The organism is Moraxella sp. 179-F 1C4 NHS (assembly GCF_045370505.1).
Classification (GTDB): domain Bacteria; phylum Pseudomonadota; class Gammaproteobacteria; order Pseudomonadales; family Moraxellaceae; genus Faucicola; species Faucicola tetraodonis.
Map to the genome: position 1 here is coordinate 49,872 of NZ_JBIQEC010000012.1, position 21,125 is coordinate 70,996.

Genomic DNA, 21,125 nt, shown 5'->3' on the forward strand with positions numbered 1-21,125 from the left:
GCGAACTCTTTAACTGCTTTCTTCTAACTGCTTTCGTCACCCTACAAAAAATGACTACAAAGGACATCTATGGCAACCACAACTTTTCTTAATATCGCATTTATTGGTGGCGGTAATATGGCCTCTGCCCTCATTGCAGGGCTATTAGCAAAAGGTCAACCAACTAGCCTGCTGCATGTGGTAGAAACCGATGCCGAGAAGTTAGCGGATTTTCAAGCTCAAGGGTTAAATACTTACAATGCGAGCAATACCGATGATACCAAGCACGCCATCGAAAAAGCTGATGTAGTCGTGCTAGCCGTCAAACCACAGGTCATTAAAGATGTGCTACTACCAATCAAAGACAGCTGGGGCGAGCAAGTGGTTATTTCAATTGCCGCAGGGATTGGTACCGATAGTTTAGCCGAATGGTTGGGGCCGCAAGTCAAGCTAGTGCGGGCGATGCCAAATACCCCTGCGATGATTCAAATGGGTGCCACAGGCTTGTACGCGACAGCCGGGGTTAGCGAGGCGGAGCAGCAGCTTGCGCAGCAAGTGATGTCCGCAGCAGGACTGGTGTTATGGGTAGATGACGAAGAGCTACTACACGCCGTGACCGCTATCTCAGGGTCAGCGCCTGCGTATTTCTTTTATATGTTAGAGAACATGATTGCCACGGGTGAAAAATTGGGGCTGACCCAAACCCAAGCAACGGCTTTAGCGATGCAAACGGCATTGGGCTCAGCGCAAATGGCATTGACCAGTCATGATACGCCAGCTGAGCTGCGTCGTAAAGTGACCTCGCCCAATGGGACTACCCAAGCGGCAATTGAAGTGATGGATGACAAAAAAATGCATCAAATTATTGCCGATGCCATGCTAGCATGTGAGCAGCGCTCCCGTGAGCTAAGCCAAGCGTTTGGCAAATAACTCGATTTGGTTCCAACATTGGCTACAACAGTAAATTTTAATTGACTATCTTAACGGCTTATCGTTAACAAGTGTGTAAGCAGCAAATAAGGATAAACACAGGGCATGACTAATCTTTTGGCAGGGTTGTTTGATATCGTCGTCGCGGCGGCGATGATACTGGTTTTCTTTCGATTTATGCTGCAGTTTGCTGGCATTACTGCAAAGGATGCGTTTGCCAAACCCATTTATCGTATGACACGTATTGTCGATGTGTTTGGACGTATTTTCCCAACCCTAGGCGATGGCAGAATCAATACCGCAAGTTTGGTGCTGCTATTTTTGCTGCGGATGATTTTTATTTGGGGCGTGCTTGGCATGATGCGCATTGATAGTCAAAATATTGGGCTGTTCTATATGCCAGAAGTGAACTTAGCCATGGTTGATTATCTATCGCGGCATTTTTCACCTGTCATGATGTTTTTTGTGGCGGCGGTGACCTTGCTGATTGATTTTTTAAGAATGTGTCAGTACATCATTATTGGCTCGTTTATCGGGGGTTGGGTGATGCTTTTTACCCAAAAAATGCCAGCGATTTTTGGCCTGCTCACCCTGCTTAGTGAGCCAATTATTCAGCCATTTCGCAAAGTATTACCTGCCACAGGCATGCTTGATTTGGCACCTATGTTGGGTTTTTTCTTGATTATTTTGCTAGAAACCTTGGTGCAAACCGTAGGTGTTTATCTATTAACCCTCTAGTCTTTCCCAAACGACGATTAAATGAGTAAGCTTTAAAGCAGTGGGCTAAACAGGCGAATAGCGTTGTCCAAGAATTTTGCCCCAAAGCTACGCTGCTGCCACCCATCGCGCTGTAATGGCTCACTTTGTTGCAGGTATTCATGCTGGCAAGTGAGCATTTGCTGGGTCATGGTACGATTATAAATCGCCATACTCACCTCCATATTCAGATAAAAACTGCGCATATCCATATTGACGGTACCAAACAAGCAATAATCGTCATCCACGCACAAAATCTTGGCATGTAGCAAGCCTGCATTGAACAGATAAATTTGCACCCCTGCTGACAACAGTGGCTCAAAATAAGCCTGTGAAGCAAACCGTACCAACAGCGAATCTACTTTTTTGGGTACATTTAAAATAACCTTGACCCCACGCTTGGCAGCGGTAGTGATGGCAAGCAGCAGCGCATCATCTGGCACAAAATAAGGCGTGGTAATAACCACTTGTTTTTTGGCGGCAAAAATCGCACACACCAAGGTTTCGTAGATGACGTGCCCGGTTAATTCTGGCGCCGATGGAATCAGCTGCAAGCTGACTTGACTCACCGACGGGTAAGCTTGCAGGTCGCTTTGCAGCGGCAAAATGTTCAACAGGGGCGGCTTAGGGGCACCAGTGTTAGCGTTTTGACCTAACCCGCGAGAGTTAGCCACGCGTTGTAATTTGCGGTGATGCAGCTTTGAGGTGCCAATATACAGCGACTGGGTATAGAACGACTTGGTAAAGCGATTAACGATTTTTTTAAGGCCGGAAAAATTGGCGTTGGTTTCTGCGCTGATATCCGTGGTCGTGACAAGTGCCATGGCTTTCACCGAATTGACGGTATCATGACCTTCCACCCGTATCATGACATCAATCCATTTGCCCACATGCTCGTTCTGTTTGAAAAAATCGGGGTCGATTAAATTGAAACTTCCCGTATAGCCATAGCAATTGTCAAAAATAGCCAGCTTACGATGGTTGCGGATATCAATACGTTTGACAATAGTTTTGAACAAACCCACGGGCAGCGACTCATGCACAAAGACATCCGCATCTTTGAGTTTGTTTACCCACTGGCTGCGAAAAAACGCATGACTGCCAACGCTATCAGCGAGCAAATGCACGGATACGCCGCGCTGGGTAGCCTCCATCAAGGCTTCTAATAACTCAATCACCCGGCCTTGTGGCGACACAATATAAAACTCTAGCAAAATCATCGTGTTTGCCGCACGGATATCGGCTAATAAACTGGCAAAAATATGGTCAGCGTCTGTCATCAGCGTTAGCGTATGATTGTCATACACGCCAAGCCCAGTTTTTAGTAGGGCGATATTGCTCAGTTGCCGTGCTTCGGTATCTAAGTTTTTGGAAATCTCATTAAAATCAATCTGCTGAGCATTGGCAAAGTCACGCAGTAATTTTTGCGCCATCAAACTGCGCTTACGATAATGATGCCCAATATTGATTTCACCAAATAACATATAACCGATGATGCCAACAATAGGCAGGGCAAATAACACCGCAATCCAAGCAATTGCCACGCTTTGGTGGCGCTGCTGTTGAATAACCCGCACAACTAGCCAAAGCGTGATGAGAAAATGGGCGATAACACCTAGCTGCAATAGCAACGTCTTAACAATCGACCACTCCAATAATAACCCCATAGTAGCTTGCCTAACCTAGCATTGAGCTGTAATGAAAGCGCTTGGGAATTCGTTGACCATGAGGGTGGACAATGTCAGCGACTTTGAGCACGTGTTGTGTCCAAATATCTGCGCATTGTACCGCTGTCACAAGCTTATCACCTAGTGCTAAGCGACCTGCGATATAACTTGCCAGACTACAGCCTGAGCCGTGATATTCACCCGCCAGTCTTGGCAAAATCGCTTGGTATGCCAGTCGGCAGGTTTGGTTGTCATTAATGTATAAATACTGCTCGATACCAGAGGCTTGGCTATCGTGAGATGTCTTGACTAGCACTGCTTTGGCACCTTGTTGACACAAATCTTTGGCGGCGGCGTGTAGATTGTCGATGCCTGTCAAATCACGCAGTTCAATGCTGTTAGGGGTCATTAGGGTCGCAAAAGGGGTCAACTGGGCAAAGGCAGCCACCAAAGTGTCTTTGTCACCTAAAGCACCGCCACTATTGGCCACCAGTACCGGGTCAAGCACATACGGCGTACCTGTTGCAATACTGCCATCGGTGAAAAGCTGCGCGAGCATCGCAATATTGTCAGTAGTGCCAAGCATCCCTGACTTGATGGCTTTGACAGGCAAATCATTGAGCACCGCCAGTGCTTGCGCCCTTACCAGCTCACTTGCGCATGCCTCAAACCCAAAAACTTGCTGTGAACTTTCAACAGTCACTGCGGTACAGGCAATCGCTGCATGACTCCCTGATTGCCCAATCGACTCAATATCCGCTTGTAAGCCTGCGCCACCTGATGGATCCAACCCCGAAAAACACAATACAGTGGGGCGCAGTGTCATGCTGGGTGCTAAAATAGGGGCAAGGGTAGCAGGGGTTGACATAAGATTCTCACAGGCTGGTTATCAATCCTCATAAAGGATTGGTTAAATGGTTTTTTTAATCATTACTTTCAAACAGATTATCACATAACGACTGAGCCATAAACAGCGACTGGGTTATAGGTAGGCACGGTGCCACTGCCTGGGTGCTGCAATTATTCTCACATAATTTTTTTAAAAAGTCTTGCAAATTTGGATTGGTTTGTTATAATGCCCACCCACAATGCTTGTGGTTAATGGCGACATTGACTAAAATTATTGTACGGTGTTATAGATAAGTAAGACCAATTCGGTGACGTGGGTGAGTGGCTGAAACCACAGCCCTGCTAAGGCTGCATACGGGAAACTGTATCGAGGGTTCGAATCCCTCCGTCACCGCCATTTATCAAATCAAAATTAATTTTAAAATTATTTAAAATAAAGTTTGACAAAATAAATATTCTAACTTATAATAGCGCCCACTTCAAATGAAGACATTAGTTAAGCGCTTGTAGCTCAGTTGGATAGAGCATCAGGCTACGAACTTGAGGGTCGGGGGTTCGACTCCCTCCAAGCGCACCACTAATTACTTTGTTAAAATTAATCGCCACTCTTTGAGTTCAGGCGATTTTTTTTATGCCTTATTTTTTTATGCCTCATATTACTCGGCGGGTTATTTTGCCGTTCCGTTTTTTTCATCACTACCTCACTATTGCCTAAGCCATTTTCATCCCATTTATGTTGATCTGAGTTATGTTTATCCCAGTTATGTTTATCTAAGCCATGCGCTGCTAGTTGGCGTTTGAGTCATAGCGTTTTGGTTGTATTTAGGCTACAATTTCGCTTATTAATTGCTACCATCATTCGCCCGCCATACCTATGCCTAAGACCGAAACCCCAATGTTAAAAACAGCTAAAACCAACAGCCAGCCGCAATCTCTGCCATCAGCGCCATTGCCAGAACAACAACCGGTGATGGCAAAAGCGGCTACTCGGCTGATTGCTATGCTGTATGATGGTATGTTGATTTTGGCGATGCTATTTTTTGTGCAGATGTTGCTGATTGTATTGGGGACTAAACTGCTAGGTTTGGCAGGGACGGATATGAAGCAAGCGGCGACATTACCGCTATGGTATCGTAATATTGTGCAAATCCCCGCCTTCGTGATTATCTTGGTTGGGTTTTATGGGGTATTTTGGCGTAAGGCAGGGCAGACGCTTGGCATGCAGACTTGGCGGCTCAAAACCATGAACCGTGATGGCTCATTGCTGAGTTGGCGGCAATCGATGATGCGGATATTAGCCGCGTGTTTATTACCCGTGGTCTGCGGGATGATAGGCTATCTCATCCACCAGTCGGTGGGTGCGCTGTATTTTAGTATGTTTATCGGGCTATTGTTTAATTATTGGTTTGCATGGGTCAATAAGCAAGGCTTGGCGCTGCATGATTTGCTATCAAACACCGTGACCATGAAAATGCCAAAAATTAACCACGAAGGCTTGTTTGCTGGGTTTAGAAAGAAATAATTACTTGTCTCTCGCCCACAACCAGTCTGCCAAATCGAGCAAATAGTTATCATCGCCAAATTCAGCAATCACCGCATTTTTAGCGGCATCAAATAAGCTTTGCGCGTAGGTTTTGGCAGCTTCCACGCCCAGTAGTTTGACATAAGTGGATTTATCCAATTTCTCATCACTACCCGCGGGTTTGCCAAGCTGCTCGGTATCGGCAGTCACATCCAAAATATCATCTTGTACTTGGAAAGCCAAACCAATCTGCTCGGCAAAGCTATTGAGGGCTTGCCGCTCGCTGTCAGTCGCGTTGGCACAGATGGCACCCATCAATACTGCAGCTTCAATGAGCGCGCCTGTTTTGTCACGGTGGATGGCTTCAAGCGCAGTTTGGCTAAGCTGTTGGTGCTCGCCATTTAAATCCAGCATTTGCCCCATGACCATCCGCCGTGCCCGTGGCGCAAACGTAGCAGATAGCGGGGTAGCAAACTCACTGTTTTCACCAAAATACGTATGGGTCAGGGCTTCAAATGCCAAGGTTTGTAGCACGTCACCGGCAAGCATGGCAGCAGCTTCACCATAGGCGATATGGGTGGTAGGGCGACCTCGGCGCAGCGCATCATCATCCATACAAGGCAAGTCATCATGCACCAGCGAATAGCCGTGTAGACACTCCACCGCCACCATGGCACGGCGCACGTCATTAGATAATTGATGGGATGGGTGGGCAAGACTGTTGTCGGTTTTTATCGTAGCAAAAGTTGCTGCAACCAGTAAAGGACGTACCCGTTTGCCGCCATTGGTCATCGCGTATAGGCTTGCTTCATGCAGCGGCGAGGGTAACTTGCAGGCTTGGAGGTAGGCGGGAATATCAGATTCTAGTTGGTCAATGACTTGGCGCGAAAAAGCAGTAAATTCCATAATCAATTCTTTTGTATGTGTTAAAATTTTGAGCAATAAAAAAGCTGCCCCCATTAAGGTTGAGCAGCCTTTTTGTAAAATGGCGCAACAAGTTTAACGCATTAGTCTAGGAAATTAAAGCTATCTAAATCCATCGCCATTAACTCGCTTGGTGCCAACATGCTCTCTGAGTGACCTGAGGCGCGTGGCAATAGTTTTTCAAAATAGAACTCAGCGGTTTTGATTTTGGCTTCATAGAATTCTTTGGTTTCGCTGCCGCCATTTTTGAGCTTGTCATAAGCTACCGCTGCCATACGTGCCCAGTGATAGCCCATGATGACGTAGCCTGAGTACATTAAGTAATCATCGGATGCCGCTGAGACGATTTCACGGTCTTTACGAGCCGTGAGCATAATACGTGTGGTAAGGGTATTCCACTCTGCACAGTATTTGGTCAATTCCCAAACGAATTTACGCATTCCTTTGTCTAGTGCGTATTCACTACACCATTTCATGATATTGGCGGTGTAATCCAGTAGCACTTTGCCTTTTGATTGGATTAACACTTTACGACCTAATAGGTCAAGCGCTTGTACGCCTGTGGTGCCTTCATACAAGGTTGAGATACGTGCGTCACGAGCGATTTGTTCCATGCCCCATTCTTTGATATAGCCATGACCGCCGTAGATTTGCATACCATGTTTGGCGCATTCAATGCTTAGTTCAGTTAAGAAGCCTTTGAGTATTGGGGTATAAAAGCCCAATTTATCATCCCATTTGTGGAATTCAGCATCGTCACCGAGCATCGCTCCTTCAAACATTTTATCAGCATAGCGTGATGCGTGATAAATCATTGAGCGAGCCCCTTCTGAGAAGGCTTTTTGGGTGAGTAACATACGCGCAACATCGGCATGATGGATAATCGCATCAGCCACTTGATTTGGCTCTTTGGTACCTGATAGGGTACGCATTGAGCGGCGTTCTTTGGCATAGGGCAATGAGTTTTGGAAAGCCAATTCCATATGCGCTAAGCCTTGCATACCTGTACCTAGGCGGGCAGTGTTCATAAAGGTAAACATGGCTTTTAAGCCTTTATTCGGCTCACCGATTAGATAGCCTGTGGCATTATCAAAGTTGAGTACTGCAGTTGCTGATGCTTTGATACCCATTTTGTGCTCAATTGAGCCACAGTTAACGGGATTGCGCTCACCAATCTCACCGTTTTCTGTGACCAAGAATTTTGGCACGATAAATAACGAAATACCCTTGGTACCTTCAGGCGCATCAGGTAGGCGTGCCAATACGATATGCACGATATTTTCTGTTAGGTCATGTTCACCGGCTGAAATAAAGATTTTAGTACCACTAATCTTATAAGTACCGTCTTCTTGTGGGATGGCTTTGGTTTTAACTTGACCCAAGTCGGTCCCACATTGTGGTTCAGTCAAACACATGGTGCCCGACCAACGACCTTCTACCAAGCCTGGCATATAAGTGGCTTTTTGCTCAGGGGTGCCGTATTGCATGATGGTATTCATACAGCCCACCGACAGTCCTGGATACATGGCAAATGCCCAGTTTGCCGTGCCCATCATTTCACTTTTGATGAGGTTAACAGACATTGGCATATTCAAGCCACCAAATTCTTCAGGAAACGGTATGGCTTGATACCCAGCTTCAACGAACATATCATAAGCTTCTTTAAAGCCTTTTGGCGTAGTGACAACACCCTTGTCAAAATGGCAGCCTTCAGCATCGCCTGATTGGTATAGTGGCATCAACACATTGCTACAATAATCTGCAAAACTTTCAAGCATCATATCCACGGTTTCAGGATCGGCATTTTCACCAGATTTTAAGGTTTTATAGTGTTCGGGGTAATTAAATACTTCATTGGTTAAAAAGCGAATATCACGCAGGGGGGCTTTATATGATAATGGCATACACTGAAATCCTTTTAATAGGCTATTAACTAAGATAAAAAGGGAAAGGTAAAAATAAGTCCGCTCAGTATAAAGGTATTTGCCACTAAAAGCTTTAAATCATAATAAATATTCATAAATAATACCAATTATCATAAAATTATTTTATGATTTTGTAGTTCAAATCTTTGCATGGACAAGAATGCAACAATTACCAACTACCTTAAGCGCACTCGTTTTATTTACACTTTGCCAAAGATATTAAACAACCAAACGTATTGAAAAATCATTTGTGAGCCACTCTTGCCAAATCTTCCCAATCCATCCCCTAATCTATCGCTCCCTAACACGTCGACACTGCCAGGCAAACCTGCACCGACATCACTCAACAAACGCGAACGCGGCGCCGTGCTGTGGTCAATTATCAAAAAATTATCCGTTTTTGCAAAACCTTATCACTCACTAATCATAGCGACGCTGCTACTTACGGTGATTGGTTCATTTGCCGCACAGGTCAATGCTTTTGTACTGCGTTACACGGTCGATCATTTGACCGAGATTGTCAAGCTCAGCGAGCCGTGGCAGGAAGGTGCAAAACTGCTCACGACTATTAGCATCGTGCTACTGCTCAAAGAACTGTTATACGCGGCAATCAGCTTTGGACAGCGCTATTTTGGTGAAAAAATCCGTATTAATTTATCCCGAGATTTATCGCAAAAAGTCGTGGCGCGTATTTTAAGTTACCGCATGGGGTTTTATACCCACCCTGATAACGACAGTGGTAAGCTGCAGACGCGCATTGATTTGGGTGTCAGTAGTCTGACGCGTTTGGTGCAAAACTTTTTTATTGATATGTTGCCGTTATTTGCCAATGCGATCGTAGCACTGGTAGTGATGTTTAGCGCCAATGTGTGGGTGGGGATGGTAGGGCTGGTGATTGTGCCGATTTATTTTTATATCAGTCAAAAGCAAGCCACGCGCTTGCAAGGCTTTCGTCGGCAGATGCGCCACTACCGGGAGAGCAAAAGCGAGCAAATCATTTCGCTCATTAACGCTATTACCGTGATCAAATCCTTTGTCCGCGAACCGATTGAAGTGCAAAAACATTTTGCCATTCAAAAAGAGATGACCGATAACCAACTCAAAACGCGCGGTATTGGTTTTGGCTATGATGCACTCAAAAGCTTTATCGAGCAGATTGGTGTGGTGGCGATTATTATTTTAACGGCATATTTTGTGCTTGATGGGCAGATGACCATTGGCATGATTATGTTTCATGTGTTGTTGTTTCAAAACGTGGCATCGCCGATTCGCCAGTTGCATCGTATCTACGATGAGGTCAATGATGCGCTGACTTATGCTGAAGGGTTTTTTGATATCTTAGAAGATGATAGCCAAATCGAAGTGGTAGGCGGTGTCAATCCTGCGACGGTGCAGGGCGATATCGAACTTCAGCACGTGGATTTTGTTTATCCCAACGGCAACCAAGCCTTGCAGGATGTCAGTTTTCGCATTCGGCGCAACCGAATTACCGCGTTGGTCGGGCTGAGTGGCGCAGGTAAAAGCACCATTATCAATCTGTTGGTAAAATTTTATCAGCCCACGCAGGGGCAAATTTTGCTCGATGGCAAGGATTTGCAAGACTATGATACCCATGAGCTACGCCAACAAATCGGTTTGGTGTTGCAAAAAAACCATATTTTTGGCGGGACTATTGAAGAAAATATTCGTTATGGCGATTTAACTGCCAGTCAAGCTCAGATTGAGCAGGCAGCAATACAAGCCTCCATTCATGAACAAATTACCCAACTGCCCAAAGGCTACCAAAGCGAAGCCAAATCCTTGTCAGGTGGACAGCAGCAGCGTATTGCACTGGCACGTATGTTTCTCAAAAATCCGCCAATTGTCTTTTTGGACGAGCCGACCGCAAGTCTAGATGCTATTGCCAGCCAGCAAATCAAGCGTAGTTTGGATTTAATCAAACAAAACCGCACTGTGATTATCGTGTCGCACAATATCGCGCAGATTATTGACGCTGATGATTTGGTGGTCATCGAGCAAGGGCGCGTGGTGGAGACAGGTACGCATGATGAACTGTATCGCAAGCAAGGCAAATACTATGAGATTTTTAATGCCATGTCCGATAGTTTAAATCTTGATAAAATCACCCTAACGTTAGACAGCCACTAATTTCGGGTTCATCATGCAGGCTTAGCATGCGTACTGGTAGCCGTAAGCGGATTAATGCCGTAACCCTGCTGACTTAAATTTATGCTACCATAACTGTTTTGTCATATTCACCCAACTTCATCCAACAAGTTAGTCAATACTCATGGAATCTCAAGTCTTAAAAATATTTTTGGCACTGGTGGTACTGGTCAATCCATTTGCCGCCTTATCGTTATTTATTGATATCACCAAAGAGGCCAATCGACAACAAACTCGCAAAGTTGCACTGATTTCAGCCATTACCGTGTTTGTGACCATCGCGATATTTTCGTTGGCAGGCGAGCCTATCTTAAAGGTGCTGGGGATTTCGCTTGGGTCATTTCGTATCGCAGGCGGTATCTTGGTATTGATTATTGCCATTGGCATGATGAATGGTGCTGGCAATGTTGCCAAACCGCATGTCGGCAAATCAGGGGATTTAAATGGGGTGGCGTTCCAAGGGGCGGCATCTGCCGTGGTGCCATTGACGATTCCGATGGTGATTGGTCCAGGTGGGATTTCTACCGTGATTATTTATGCCGCAAGCGGACATAGTTATTTTAATATGCTAGCGATTATCACCGCAGGTTTGATTATCAGTATTATTACTTATCTAAGCTTTATGGCAGCGGGGCAGGTGAGTCGTTTTTTAGGTGATACCGGGCTGAACGTGCTCAATCGTATCATGGGGATGCTACTGGCGGCCGTTGCGGTAGAGATTTTTGTTGGCGGCTTAAAAAGCGTATTTCCGCAGTTGTTATAAGTTCAATGTTTCAAGCTACATGGTTCGCTAAATAATTTATCACAGCAACCCTTAAGCATTATGTATTGTAGTGGCTGTGTTAATATCATAAATTATGCTTGATTTTTACCGTGAAAGTCGCCATTTTAATAATCATGCAATATGCCAAACCCTGTTAATAAGCTGTCAACAGGCTTTTAAAGAGATGCAAGTGTTAAACCATGCTACGTTGATTAAAGTGATATGACAGGGTGACTCACAGGTTGCTTAGACTAGTTCATAAGAGAGTTATTAAGGTAGTAACCAAAGTAGTCATTGGGGCGGATAAAAGATTGAGGAGCAACGATGCAAAAAGATACAAAATCAGATTACCAAAGCCTACTGCAAGCGGCAAAGGATGCCAAAGCAGAAGCGATGATGCTAGAGTTTGTCGAGCAAGATGATGGCAAGATGGTACTACGTACCTCGAATGACGAATCAGAAGACTTGGTAAGTATTGAATTTTCTGACAAAGTGAAAGAACTGTTAGGGGATGATACCCAGTTGATTGGTCAAAGCATGATTCATGCGGCCATTCAAACCTTAATGCAAAAGCAGCTCTCGCAGTGGCATGCCAATGTGTATGACGAAGAACCCGTGCATTACAGTTAAGGCGTAAAGCCTATTCATTGATTTGTTGAACCCATAAGAGTAAAGACTTATGGGTTTTTTTGTGCTTGGATTTTTTATTTGTGGGCAAATCCTTTATAATTAGCCATAATTTTTCTTCTGTGTTTCACTTATCAAAAAGAGCCGCCACCATGCCTATGCAAACCGCCAATTTTTATACCATCAATCATTCCAATTATCCTGTCAAAACCATTGGGATTTTAGGTGGCGGACAGCTGGGTATGATGTTGGCGCAAGCAGCATTGCCACTCGGTATCCGCTGCGTGTTTTTGGAGGATAGTGCCAATTGCCCCGCACGCTTACTGGGTAAAGTGTTTAGTAGCGAGCAATTTGAAGATTTTGCCCAAAGCTGTGATATTTTTACTTTAGAGTTTGAAAACACCCCGCTCAAACCTGCCCAGTTTTTGGAATCGAACAAAACCTTGTACCCATCGTCATTTGCGCTATCGGTGGCACAAGATCGGTTAAATGAAAAAAACTTATTTAACCAATTAGATATCGCCACCGTGCCCTTTATGGCAGTGCATAGCAAAGCCGATATCCAAGATGCCGCCGACAAATTGGGATTGCCTTTGGTGCTCAAAACCACACGCGGGGGCTATGATGGCAAAGGGCAGTTTGTGGTCAAATCCGCTGACCAAATCGACACCGCGTGGGCAGAACTTGGCGACGCAACCAAAACAGCGCCGCTCATTGCCGAAGGCTTTATTCATTTTGAGCGCGAAGTATCTATTATTGCAGTGCGCGCCCAAAACGGTGAAATCCGCTATTATCCGCTCGTGCAAAATGAACATAGCAATGGTATCTTGGCAAAATCAACCGCACCTGCGCCGAACGTCGAGCAATTGACCGAACAAGCCCAAAGTAATATCAAAAAATTGCTCGAACATTTAAACTATGTGGGCGTGTTGACGTTAGAATTATTTGTGACTTCTGAAGGCGGCGCTGAAAAATTGCTAGCCAATGAAATCGCACCCCGTGTGCACAACTCAGGGCACTGGAGTATTGAAGGCGCGGTAACCAGTCAATTTGAAAATCACATGCGCGCGGTGGCAGGGTTGCCATTGGGAGACACAGCCATCGTCAAACACTCTGTTATGCTGAACGTCATCGGAGAATACCCAAAACTGGACGAAGTCCTATCCATCGCTGGCGTGCATGTCCATAACTATGACAAGGAAGAACGTGAAGGTCGAAAAATCGCTCATATCACAGTGATGCCGAGCGATAGCAGTCAACTGGATAACACGGTCGCGCAAGTGGTTGCAAAATTACCCAATAAATTGTCTGACTAAAGCCATGTAACTAAAGCTATGTGTCAGCAAAAACACCGCACTCATCCGTGAGGTTGCTCATAGTCAAATCAAACGGGGATTAAAGTTTGACATTACCCAGTTTCTCCTCATCAATTTGCAGCTCGTTGGCAACCTCACTCACCGTTTGGCGATTGGTGCGGTCAAGGTAGGTTTGTGCGCGGTCAACTTCTTGGGTCAGTACATGGAGCGTTTGCTGCATATTGCCCAGTGCTTTGACCTTAAAGGCGTCAATCGCATGCATAGTTTCATAGATATGGTTAAAGGATTTTTGCAGTTTTTCCAAGTCCACTGAACTGCCACTGGCTTGCTCATGCACTTGCGCGGTTTGGCGCTTGAGCATGACTGACGTTGATTCAATCAAGCTACTGGTCGTTGAATTAAGCGCATTGATTTGGTCGAGCACCAGTTTTTGACTGCTCAGCGCTTGTGATACCATTACGGCAGTACGTAACGCCGAAATCGTAGTAGTAGTGGCACGGTCAACGCCTTTTATGAGTTCAAGATTGTTTTTGCGAATCATATCAAGCGCCAAATACCCTTGGATGTTCACCGCCAGTTGGGTCAAAAAATCCATGTTTTTTTGGCGGACATAAAACAGCAGTTCTTCTTTGACCACGCGTGCTTTTTCAGGGTCAGTGGCTTCAAGCTCACCGATTTTTTGCTCTAGACGTTCATCAATTTTTTTACCGACGTAGATATATTGACGCAGCGACTGCATGAGTGCCCACATATTGACCTTTTCTTGCTCAATACTAGCATTGTCTTTCATCAGTTCGTCTTTGCCGTGATACAGGCTTTCGATGATGGCATTGATATGGGTTTGCGAAGATTGGTATTTGCGAAAATAATCTTGTACGGATTTGCCCATTGGGATGATGCCCAAAAATTTGCGTGGACTTGACAGCGAACCTTGTCGGGCTGGATCTAGGTCTTCGACCACGCTGCGTAGCTCAGTCAAGGATTTGGCAATCGGGGAGTTGTCAAATAAGGCTTTATCCATGCTTTTGGCAGGACGATCAAGCATGCGATTTGCAATCTGCGCGGAAGCGCGAATTTCGGTACTACCCAGCTGATGAATGGCGTTGACTTTCTCATCGAATACTGACGTGTTGACAGGGGTTTGTAATACATGCATCACAAAATCGTTCACTTTGGCATCAAGTTCAGGCACTTTGGTTAGGTCAAGTTTGACCAGTTGGTCGGCTTCGTCTTGTGGCACAACGGCAACGGGTTGCGGCGCTTCAAGGCTGATGACAGGGCTGGTTTCTGGCGGGGTGAGTTCTGGCATGATATATCCTTGAGTTGTCTATATTGGTATTTGTATATTAACTTGCCTTTTAATTTGTCTTTGTATTTTAGCGGTTTGAGCTAACGCTAGTTTGATTATCTTGGTGAATTATTTCATTTGTTGTTCTATTTGGGTAATCATTTTTTCCATGCGTGTTTGACGAATGATTTTTTTATGATGCTACGTCAATATGACAGCGTGACAAAAACTTTTTTAATCACATGTTAAAAAAAACGAAAGCCCAACAGTTAGTTGGGCTTTTATTTTTTAAAATTCTTGGTAATAAAATATATTATTGTACCCGTGATAGGTATTCACCAGTGCGGGTATCGACTTTGATTTTTTCGCCTTGTTGGACAAATAATGGCACACGAACCACCGCGCCTGTTTCAAGGGTTGCAGGTTTGCCGCCGCCACCTGAGGTATCGCCTTTTAGACCTGGGTCAGTTTCGGTAATCACTAACTCAACAAAGTTTGGTGCAGCAACGCTTAATGGTACGCCATTAAATAGGGTAATAGTACATTCTTCGTTGCTATTTTCTTTTAACCATTTTGCCGCATCGCCCATCGCATTTTTGTCGGCTTGTAGCTGCTCAAAGCTTTCTGGGTGCATAAAGTGCCAGAATTCCCCATCGTTGTATAGATAGTTCATCTCAGTATCAACAACGTCAGCGCCTTCAAGACTATCGCCAGATTTAAAGGTATTTTCTAATACTTTACCCGTTTTTAGGTTACGCATTTTGACGCGGTTGAATGCTTGACCTTTACCTGGTTTAACGTATTCATTTTCTAAAATTGCAAAGGGGTTGCCTTCGTGCATGACTTTTAAGCCTGCTTTAAATTCATTGGTTGAGTAAGTTGCCATAAAATTTCCTAATAAGGTGTTGCGACTAAAAAATAACCGAGGTAAATCAAATCTTTGTATAATAGCCAATTTGTATAAATGCGCTGCCTACGCTGTAACCCTATCCGCAACAGGCGTTATCAGCAAGCGGCATTGACAATTGGATAAACACTATATGATAAACTATTTGGCGACACAAAAAAACTGGCAAAATGCGTTTTCTGACACCATCACGAGCTTTGCTGAATTAGCGCAAGCGTTAGATTTGCCGATAGATAGTTTTGACAGTCAGGTCGGTCGATTTCCCCTAAAAGTGCCACGCCGCTTTGTGCAAAAAATGGTGAAAGGCGATATTAATGATCCGCTGCTTAAGCAAGTGTTGCCGACGTTCCAAGAAACGGTACAAGTTACCGGTTTCGTCACCGACCCACTCGATGAAAAACACGCCAATCCGGTCAAAGGCATCATCCATAAATACGCATCACGGGTGCTGATTCCTGTCACCGGGGCTTGCGTGGTCAATTGCCGCTATTGTTTTCGCCAGCACTTTGACTACCACGAAAATCTACCAACCCACAATGATTGGCAAGCCATCAGTGCCTACATCACAGCGCACCCCGCGGTCAATGAAGTGATTTTAAGTGGCGGCGACCCATTATCGCTGAGCAATCGTCGTTTATTGGAGATTTTCACCACCCTTGAAGCACTACCGCAAGTGCAGACCATTCGTATCCATACCCGTGTACCTGTGATGATTCCTGAACGCTTAGATGAGCCGTTACTTGCGCGATTTGCCAACAGCCGCTGTCATGTCGTCATGGTCATTCATGCCAATCACCCCAATGAAATCGACCAAGAAACACAAATATTTTTGGGTAAGGCAAAAAAAGCGGGTGTTACGTTACTTAACCAAACCGTGCTACTCAAGTCGATTAATGACGATGCAAATACGCTTGCAAGCTTGAATGAAAAATTATGGCAAGCGGGCGTCTTACCCTATTATTTGCATGTGCTTGATAAAGTTGCCGGGGCGAGCCATTTCTATATTTCAGATGAACAAGCAGTCGCTCTATACTGGGAATTACTCGCCAAATGTGCTGGCTACTTGGTGCCAAAGTTGGTGCGAGAATTACCTAATAAGCCATTTAAAACGCCCGTTGACTTGTATAACGACTAAAATTTGTTGAAAAACAACAACTAAAATAAAAGATTATCTGCTATTTGTCTGTTAAATAGTACAATTATCTTAAATATCTAGCTAAAACCTGGCTTTTGTGTTATTTACTGTTGTTAAATAAGTCGAAAAATGTTGTGCATTTTGGTACAAAAAAATGGTTACGGATCTCACACTAGACGATTTCTTACAGCGCATAAACGATATACCGACCAGTCCTATTGAACTCAAAGTTACCCAGGATTCGTTGCAGGATATGACCGATTGGCAGATACAATTTAATCGTATGTCGGCGTGTGAGATGTATAACGAATATAAATTCGTGATCAACCAGTTGATGTTTGCCGATATTGACGATGTCAAACGCTTTGCATTATTTGATGAGGTTAATAAAGCCGTCAGCGTATTACTGGGCAAATTGCGGGTAAATTACCAAACCCAACCAGGTATCTTGGATGAAGAAAAACAGCAAGGCTTAGATACCGTGCTATCGGTGCTTTATCTAGGCATCATGTTTTACCATGTGATTTGGCAACGGGCGGCGGCTCGACCTGAAGGAGCTGAGAAAAAAGGCATCATTAGCCTATTTCGCCAAACACCTCAATCCCTTACCCCCACCCAAGTCATTCAGCGCTCCCTCTACAGTACCATGCTATTGCTGCGCCAATCGCTGTTTGAAAAATATATCGGCTATCGTAAAGATACACAGGTGATTTGGCAATATCTGAATGCCTGCTATCGATTTGCGGTCACTAATGATTGGCAGTCTATCACCTTGCCAATCAAACTGCATTCTGCCAATGAGTATAGCAAACAAGGTGCACCGCTATCGATTGAGGAAATATATTTTCATTGCTTGACGGTAGCGGTCACCAATCCATATGCTTGTCGGCGTGCGGATATTGTAGCCATACAAAAAGTAAGTACCCAGTGGATTGAAGCGCTAATGATTAGCAAAGACTTGCTAGAAAAACCTTACCTGTATATTGATTTAGAAGGTAAGCAGCCGCCCAAACTGCTAGAAATCGATGGTACATTCAATCCCTTTGCAGCAGCCAGCAATTGCCTGTTTGTGATGTTTAGTCGGTTATTTAAACACTTACATCAAACCATTAGCCAAAGTCAAAACAGTAGCGAGGCTGAGATAAAAAACAGCGCGCGTCAGGCCAAATTGGTATTGAATAATATCCAAGATGGGTTAAAACCAGCGGCAGACTATCATCAGAACCATTCAAAATGTGAAGTGGTACTTGGATTCAATAATATCCATTACATGCTTGCGAGTAAAACCAGTTTGGGCAATCTCATTCATGCCAATGAGTTGCCTGAGCGGTTAAAACCCAAAACTCAACATACGGCGTATCTTAAAAAATCTACCGTTGTGGAGCTGAACAAAGAAAATCCCCAATCCATGTGCCTGTCGCACGTGTTTAACTACGCCAATCAAATCGTTGACCCATATCCAAGCAGCAGCCGTGGCGATAGCTATCATCCGCTGAGGCAATTGCAAGTCAATTGCTTAATTGCGCTGCGAAAGGTTAATGGCGCAAAAACTTGGCAGCTCGGCTACATTAAAGATAACCGTCAAGGTTTTATCGATACGCCAACCGGTCAACCCACCAACAAGACCTACTTAGAAATTGAGGCACAAGTGCGAGTGCATTGTCAAAATGCCATTCCCTGTGGCGTGCGCTTTCAAAATGCCGGTAGCCGTCAGCCACATTTTGTTGCGGCATTTATTATCCCTAGCGATCCAAACAACGCTGATACCCAGCCCCGTTTGCTGATGGCACGCTTTGGCTACCAAGTGGCAGACAAGCTAGTGGTGCGTATTGAGAGCAAGGAAATTAACGTGCGTCTGACTGAGCTACTTGATATGACTGATGATATCGAAGAATACGCTTTTGTAAGAATTCCGTAAACTTAACCGCTAAGAAATGGCAACAAAATCTGCCATTTTAACTCTAACCCATTAAAAATAAAAGATTTTCATATCCTTGTAGCCGTTTTGATTGATTAATCATATAATAAGAAATTGAATCTAATATTATAAATAATTTATCAAACAGTTCGCTTATAATAGCTTGCATATGGCTCTATAAGCCAAGCGTTAATGGACAAGCGTTTAATGGGATAGTGAATCGATGCAAAAACACAACCAACTCAATCTGTTAATCATTGATGATAACCAGCTGTATGCCGAGCAGTTGGTTGGGTTATTAGAAAAACATTATTATAGACAGGTTAATTTAGGATTTTTGGATGCCAAAGACGAGCTGATTAAGTTATTGCGCCAGTCTTGGGACATTGTTTTGGTGGGAAATGCGTACGATTTATCGTTTAAAGACGTCAAAGAGATTTTAAAAGCCCACGATGCTCACATCCCCGTCATTGCTGTGTTGCCTGATGACGCGACTGCTTACCCAGGCGCATTAACTGCCAATGAGCAAGCCCAGACCCAGCTTGTTAGTGACCCTGATAAAACTCATAAGTTATTACCTTTATATACCTATTGGGGTGCAGCGGATGCTTTGCGCAAAAATAAGTTACTGCGCATGGCTATTCGTATCTGCCATGAACACGAGCATCATAAACTCGTCCGCGAGCTTGAGCGGCTAAAAATGGTGTTGAGTGATGCCGAACAGCGTGCCAATATTCTTATTAAAAACTCCAAGAGTGCAGTGGCTTATATTGAAGATGGTTTACATATTTATGCCAATGAGCCCTATCTTGAAATGTTTGGGTTTAAAACGCTCGATGAACTGATGGGGGTGCCGGTCGTTGACTTGATTGCGAGCAATAATATCCAAGATTTCAAAACGTTTTTAAAAAACTTTGAAAAAGGCAACCGTACAAACGTCGAATTTGAATTTGAAAGTGTTAGAAAAGATAATACCACCTTCGCCGCTAAGCTGCAGTTAGCGGCTGCTACCTATGACGGTCAGCCGTGTCTACAAGTCATTATCCAGCCCAATGAACAAGCCAATAGTGCTGAGCTTGCCAAAAAACTTGAGGCGATGGAACGCATTGACTCAATCACCGGGCTATTTAATCGTCATGGTTTTGAAAGCCTGTTTCACCGACTGCGTGACGCGATTGTTGAGAAAAACCTATCTGTGGGTTTGATGGCGTTACGCGTCGATAATATTGGTAAAATCCATGCCAGTGTGGGGATTGAAGGAATTGATGGGGTGGTGGTGGCCGTTGCCAATATTCTTGAGCAACATCTCACTGAGATTATTGGGGAAAAGCGAGTGAAAAATGGCTATTTGAGCCGCTTTAATGATAGCATGTTTATGCTAATTATCCCTAATATGCGACAACAAGATTTGACAGCATTGGGACAAAAATTGGTTGCCGATATAAATAGCACCATTATTGAAATTGGTCATCGTACGGTTAAGACCACAGTAACCATTGGTGCAACCTTAGTCAACGCCAGTGCACCTGACACCAATAGTATTATTAACCGTGTCATCCAAGCCGTCGGCATGGCAGCCAAAGCCCATAAAGACAGCAACGACGATAAAGATTCATTCTATCTATATGACCCAAGTAGTTTTGCCAGCAGTGATGACAGTGCGCTGTACGAATCGCTACGTGATGCGCTAGAACATAACAAATTTAAATTATTATATCAGCCGATTTATGACGTGGAAAACGATGTCAGTAACATGTTTGAGGTGTTTTTACGCCTGCCGCTAGCAGATGGCAGCTTAATGGCACCTGATAAATTCTTAGAAGTGGCGACCAGACATCAGTTAATGGATAAAATCGACCGTTGGATGTTGATTCAAGCCTGTAAAGACTTAAAACGTTACCGTCATGAGGTCGATGCCAGTGCCAGATTATTAGTGCATTTAAGCCCGATATCACTAGCCGATGCCACCTTGCCAAGCTTTATGAGTCGATTGATGCAAGCGTTAGAGACCAGCGAGCCGGGGGTGTTGACGTTGCAGTTTAATGAAACCATGGTAATTGATTATCTAGCGGTGGCAGCCAAACAAAGTCAAGAACTTAACCAAATAGGTTGTCACTTAGGCATTTATAATTTTGGCTCAGCGGTCAATGCGATGGAAGTATTGGAATTTGTCAAACCGCAACTAGTACGACTCGATCGCAGCTATATCAAAGATTTGAGCAACAATGACAATGTCAATACCGTGGCAACGGTAGTGCGCGAAATCACTGAGCGCGGATCTAGTTGTTTGATGCCCTTTATTGAAGACCCTGCCGCCATGTCAGCGGCGTGGACAGTCGGTGCGCGTTATTTGCAAGGGGCATATTTGCAAAAAGCCAGTGACACCATGCACATCGAGAATGAAACCAGCTAAATAATAGCTGAGTTTATAAGGTAATAACGAGTTAGCCAAC

General features: G+C 44.4%; 16 protein-coding genes and 2 tRNA genes. 12 read left to right on the forward strand and 6 right to left on the reverse strand.

The window, feature by feature from the left end; translation table 11 throughout:
- The first annotated feature begins 69 nt into the window (after window positions 1–69).
- Both proC and ACH0AB_RS07295 read left to right on the forward strand, forming a co-directional pair.
- Window positions 70–909, forward strand: coding sequence for a pyrroline-5-carboxylate reductase (gene proC / locus ACH0AB_RS07290; RefSeq protein ID WP_406877736.1), 840 nt, complete (start codon window positions 70–72; stop codon window positions 907–909).
- A 105-nt stretch (window positions 910–1,014) separates the two neighbouring features.
- The gene (locus ACH0AB_RS07295) at window positions 1,015–1,647 is read left to right on the forward strand and encodes a YggT family protein (RefSeq protein ID WP_050324582.1); all 633 of its coding nucleotides are present in this window, start codon (window positions 1,015–1,017) and stop codon (window positions 1,645–1,647) included.
- Window positions 1,648–1,679: 32 nt separating this feature from the next.
- Here ACH0AB_RS07295 and ACH0AB_RS07300 read toward each other — a convergent pair whose 3' ends face one another.
- Window positions 1,680–3,332: a phospholipase D-like domain-containing protein gene (locus ACH0AB_RS07300; protein ID WP_406877737.1), complete on the reverse strand. Its 1,653-nt coding sequence runs from the start codon at window positions 3,330–3,332 to the stop codon at window positions 1,680–1,682.
- A 10-nt stretch (window positions 3,333–3,342) separates the two neighbouring features.
- Window positions 3,343–4,152: a hydroxymethylpyrimidine/phosphomethylpyrimidine kinase gene (locus ACH0AB_RS07305; RefSeq protein WP_406877754.1), complete on the reverse strand. Its 810-nt coding sequence runs from the start codon at window positions 4,150–4,152 to the stop codon at window positions 3,343–3,345.
- 336 nt (window positions 4,153–4,488) lie between these two features.
- On the opposite strand from ACH0AB_RS07305, the gene ACH0AB_RS07310 reads away from it, so the two are divergent.
- The 3 genes from ACH0AB_RS07310 (at window position 4,489) to ACH0AB_RS07320 (ending at window position 5,703) form a co-directional block, all read left to right on the forward strand.
- A tRNA-Ser gene (locus tag ACH0AB_RS07310) sits at window positions 4,489–4,578 on the forward strand.
- 103 nt (window positions 4,579–4,681) lie between these two features.
- Window positions 4,682–4,758 (forward strand) — tRNA-Arg (locus ACH0AB_RS07315).
- Between the two features lie 318 nt (window positions 4,759–5,076).
- Window positions 5,077–5,703, forward strand: a complete 627-nt coding sequence (locus ACH0AB_RS07320) for an RDD family protein (protein WP_227715564.1) — start codon at window positions 5,077–5,079, stop codon at window positions 5,701–5,703.
- Here ACH0AB_RS07320 and ACH0AB_RS07325 read toward each other — a convergent pair whose 3' ends face one another.
- Both ACH0AB_RS07325 and ACH0AB_RS07330 read right to left on the reverse strand, forming a co-directional pair.
- Entirely contained in the window at window positions 5,704–6,609 is a 906-nt protein-coding gene (locus tag ACH0AB_RS07325; protein ID WP_406877739.1) for a polyprenyl synthetase family protein, read from the reverse strand.
- Window positions 6,610–6,710: 101 nt separating this feature from the next.
- Window positions 6,711–8,531, reverse strand: a complete 1,821-nt coding sequence (locus tag ACH0AB_RS07330; protein WP_406877740.1) for an acyl-CoA dehydrogenase C-terminal domain-containing protein — start codon at window positions 8,529–8,531, stop codon at window positions 6,711–6,713.
- Window positions 8,532–8,918: 387 nt separating this feature from the next.
- On the opposite strand from ACH0AB_RS07330, the gene ACH0AB_RS07335 reads away from it, so the two are divergent.
- From ACH0AB_RS07335 to ACH0AB_RS07350, 4 genes are all read left to right on the forward strand, one after another.
- Window positions 8,919–10,700 carry an ABC transporter ATP-binding protein gene (locus ACH0AB_RS07335; protein WP_406877755.1) on the forward strand — a complete coding sequence of 594 codons (1,782 nt, stop codon included), beginning with the start codon at window positions 8,919–8,921 and terminating at the stop codon, window positions 10,698–10,700.
- A gap of 142 nt (window positions 10,701–10,842) precedes the next feature.
- Window positions 10,843–11,481, forward strand: coding sequence for a MarC family protein (locus ACH0AB_RS07340; RefSeq protein ID WP_406877741.1), 639 nt, complete (start codon window positions 10,843–10,845; stop codon window positions 11,479–11,481).
- Between the two features lie 324 nt (window positions 11,482–11,805).
- Window positions 11,806–12,111, forward strand: a complete 306-nt coding sequence (locus ACH0AB_RS07345) for a hypothetical protein (RefSeq protein ID WP_083102070.1) — start codon at window positions 11,806–11,808, stop codon at window positions 12,109–12,111.
- A 155-nt stretch (window positions 12,112–12,266) separates the two neighbouring features.
- Entirely contained in the window at window positions 12,267–13,424 is a 1,158-nt protein-coding gene (locus ACH0AB_RS07350) for a 5-(carboxyamino)imidazole ribonucleotide synthase (protein ID WP_406877757.1), read from the forward strand.
- Window positions 13,425–13,503: 79 nt separating this feature from the next.
- Here ACH0AB_RS07350 and ACH0AB_RS07355 read toward each other — a convergent pair whose 3' ends face one another.
- On the reverse strand, window positions 13,504–14,733 hold the full coding sequence (locus ACH0AB_RS07355; protein WP_406877742.1) for a toxic anion resistance protein: 1,230 nt from the start codon (window positions 14,731–14,733) through the stop codon (window positions 13,504–13,506).
- A 292-nt stretch (window positions 14,734–15,025) separates the two neighbouring features.
- Window positions 15,026–15,598, reverse strand: a complete 573-nt coding sequence (gene efp, locus ACH0AB_RS07360; protein ID WP_007117135.1) for an elongation factor P — start codon at window positions 15,596–15,598, stop codon at window positions 15,026–15,028.
- A 154-nt stretch (window positions 15,599–15,752) separates the two neighbouring features.
- On the opposite strand from efp, the gene epmB reads away from it, so the two are divergent.
- The 3 genes from epmB (at window position 15,753) to ACH0AB_RS07375 (ending at window position 21,085) form a co-directional block, all read left to right on the forward strand.
- Window positions 15,753–16,754 carry an EF-P beta-lysylation protein EpmB gene (gene epmB, locus ACH0AB_RS07365; protein ID WP_406877743.1) on the forward strand — a complete coding sequence of 334 codons (1,002 nt, stop codon included), beginning with the start codon at window positions 15,753–15,755 and terminating at the stop codon, window positions 16,752–16,754.
- A 154-nt stretch (window positions 16,755–16,908) separates the two neighbouring features.
- On the forward strand, window positions 16,909–18,672 hold the full coding sequence (locus tag ACH0AB_RS07370) for a hypothetical protein (RefSeq protein WP_406877744.1): 1,764 nt from the start codon (window positions 16,909–16,911) through the stop codon (window positions 18,670–18,672).
- Window positions 18,673–18,895: 223 nt separating this feature from the next.
- Window positions 18,896–21,085, forward strand: a complete 2,190-nt coding sequence (locus tag ACH0AB_RS07375; RefSeq protein WP_406877745.1) for a GGDEF/EAL domain-containing response regulator — start codon at window positions 18,896–18,898, stop codon at window positions 21,083–21,085.
- The last annotated feature ends 40 nt before the right edge of the window (window positions 21,086–21,125 follow it).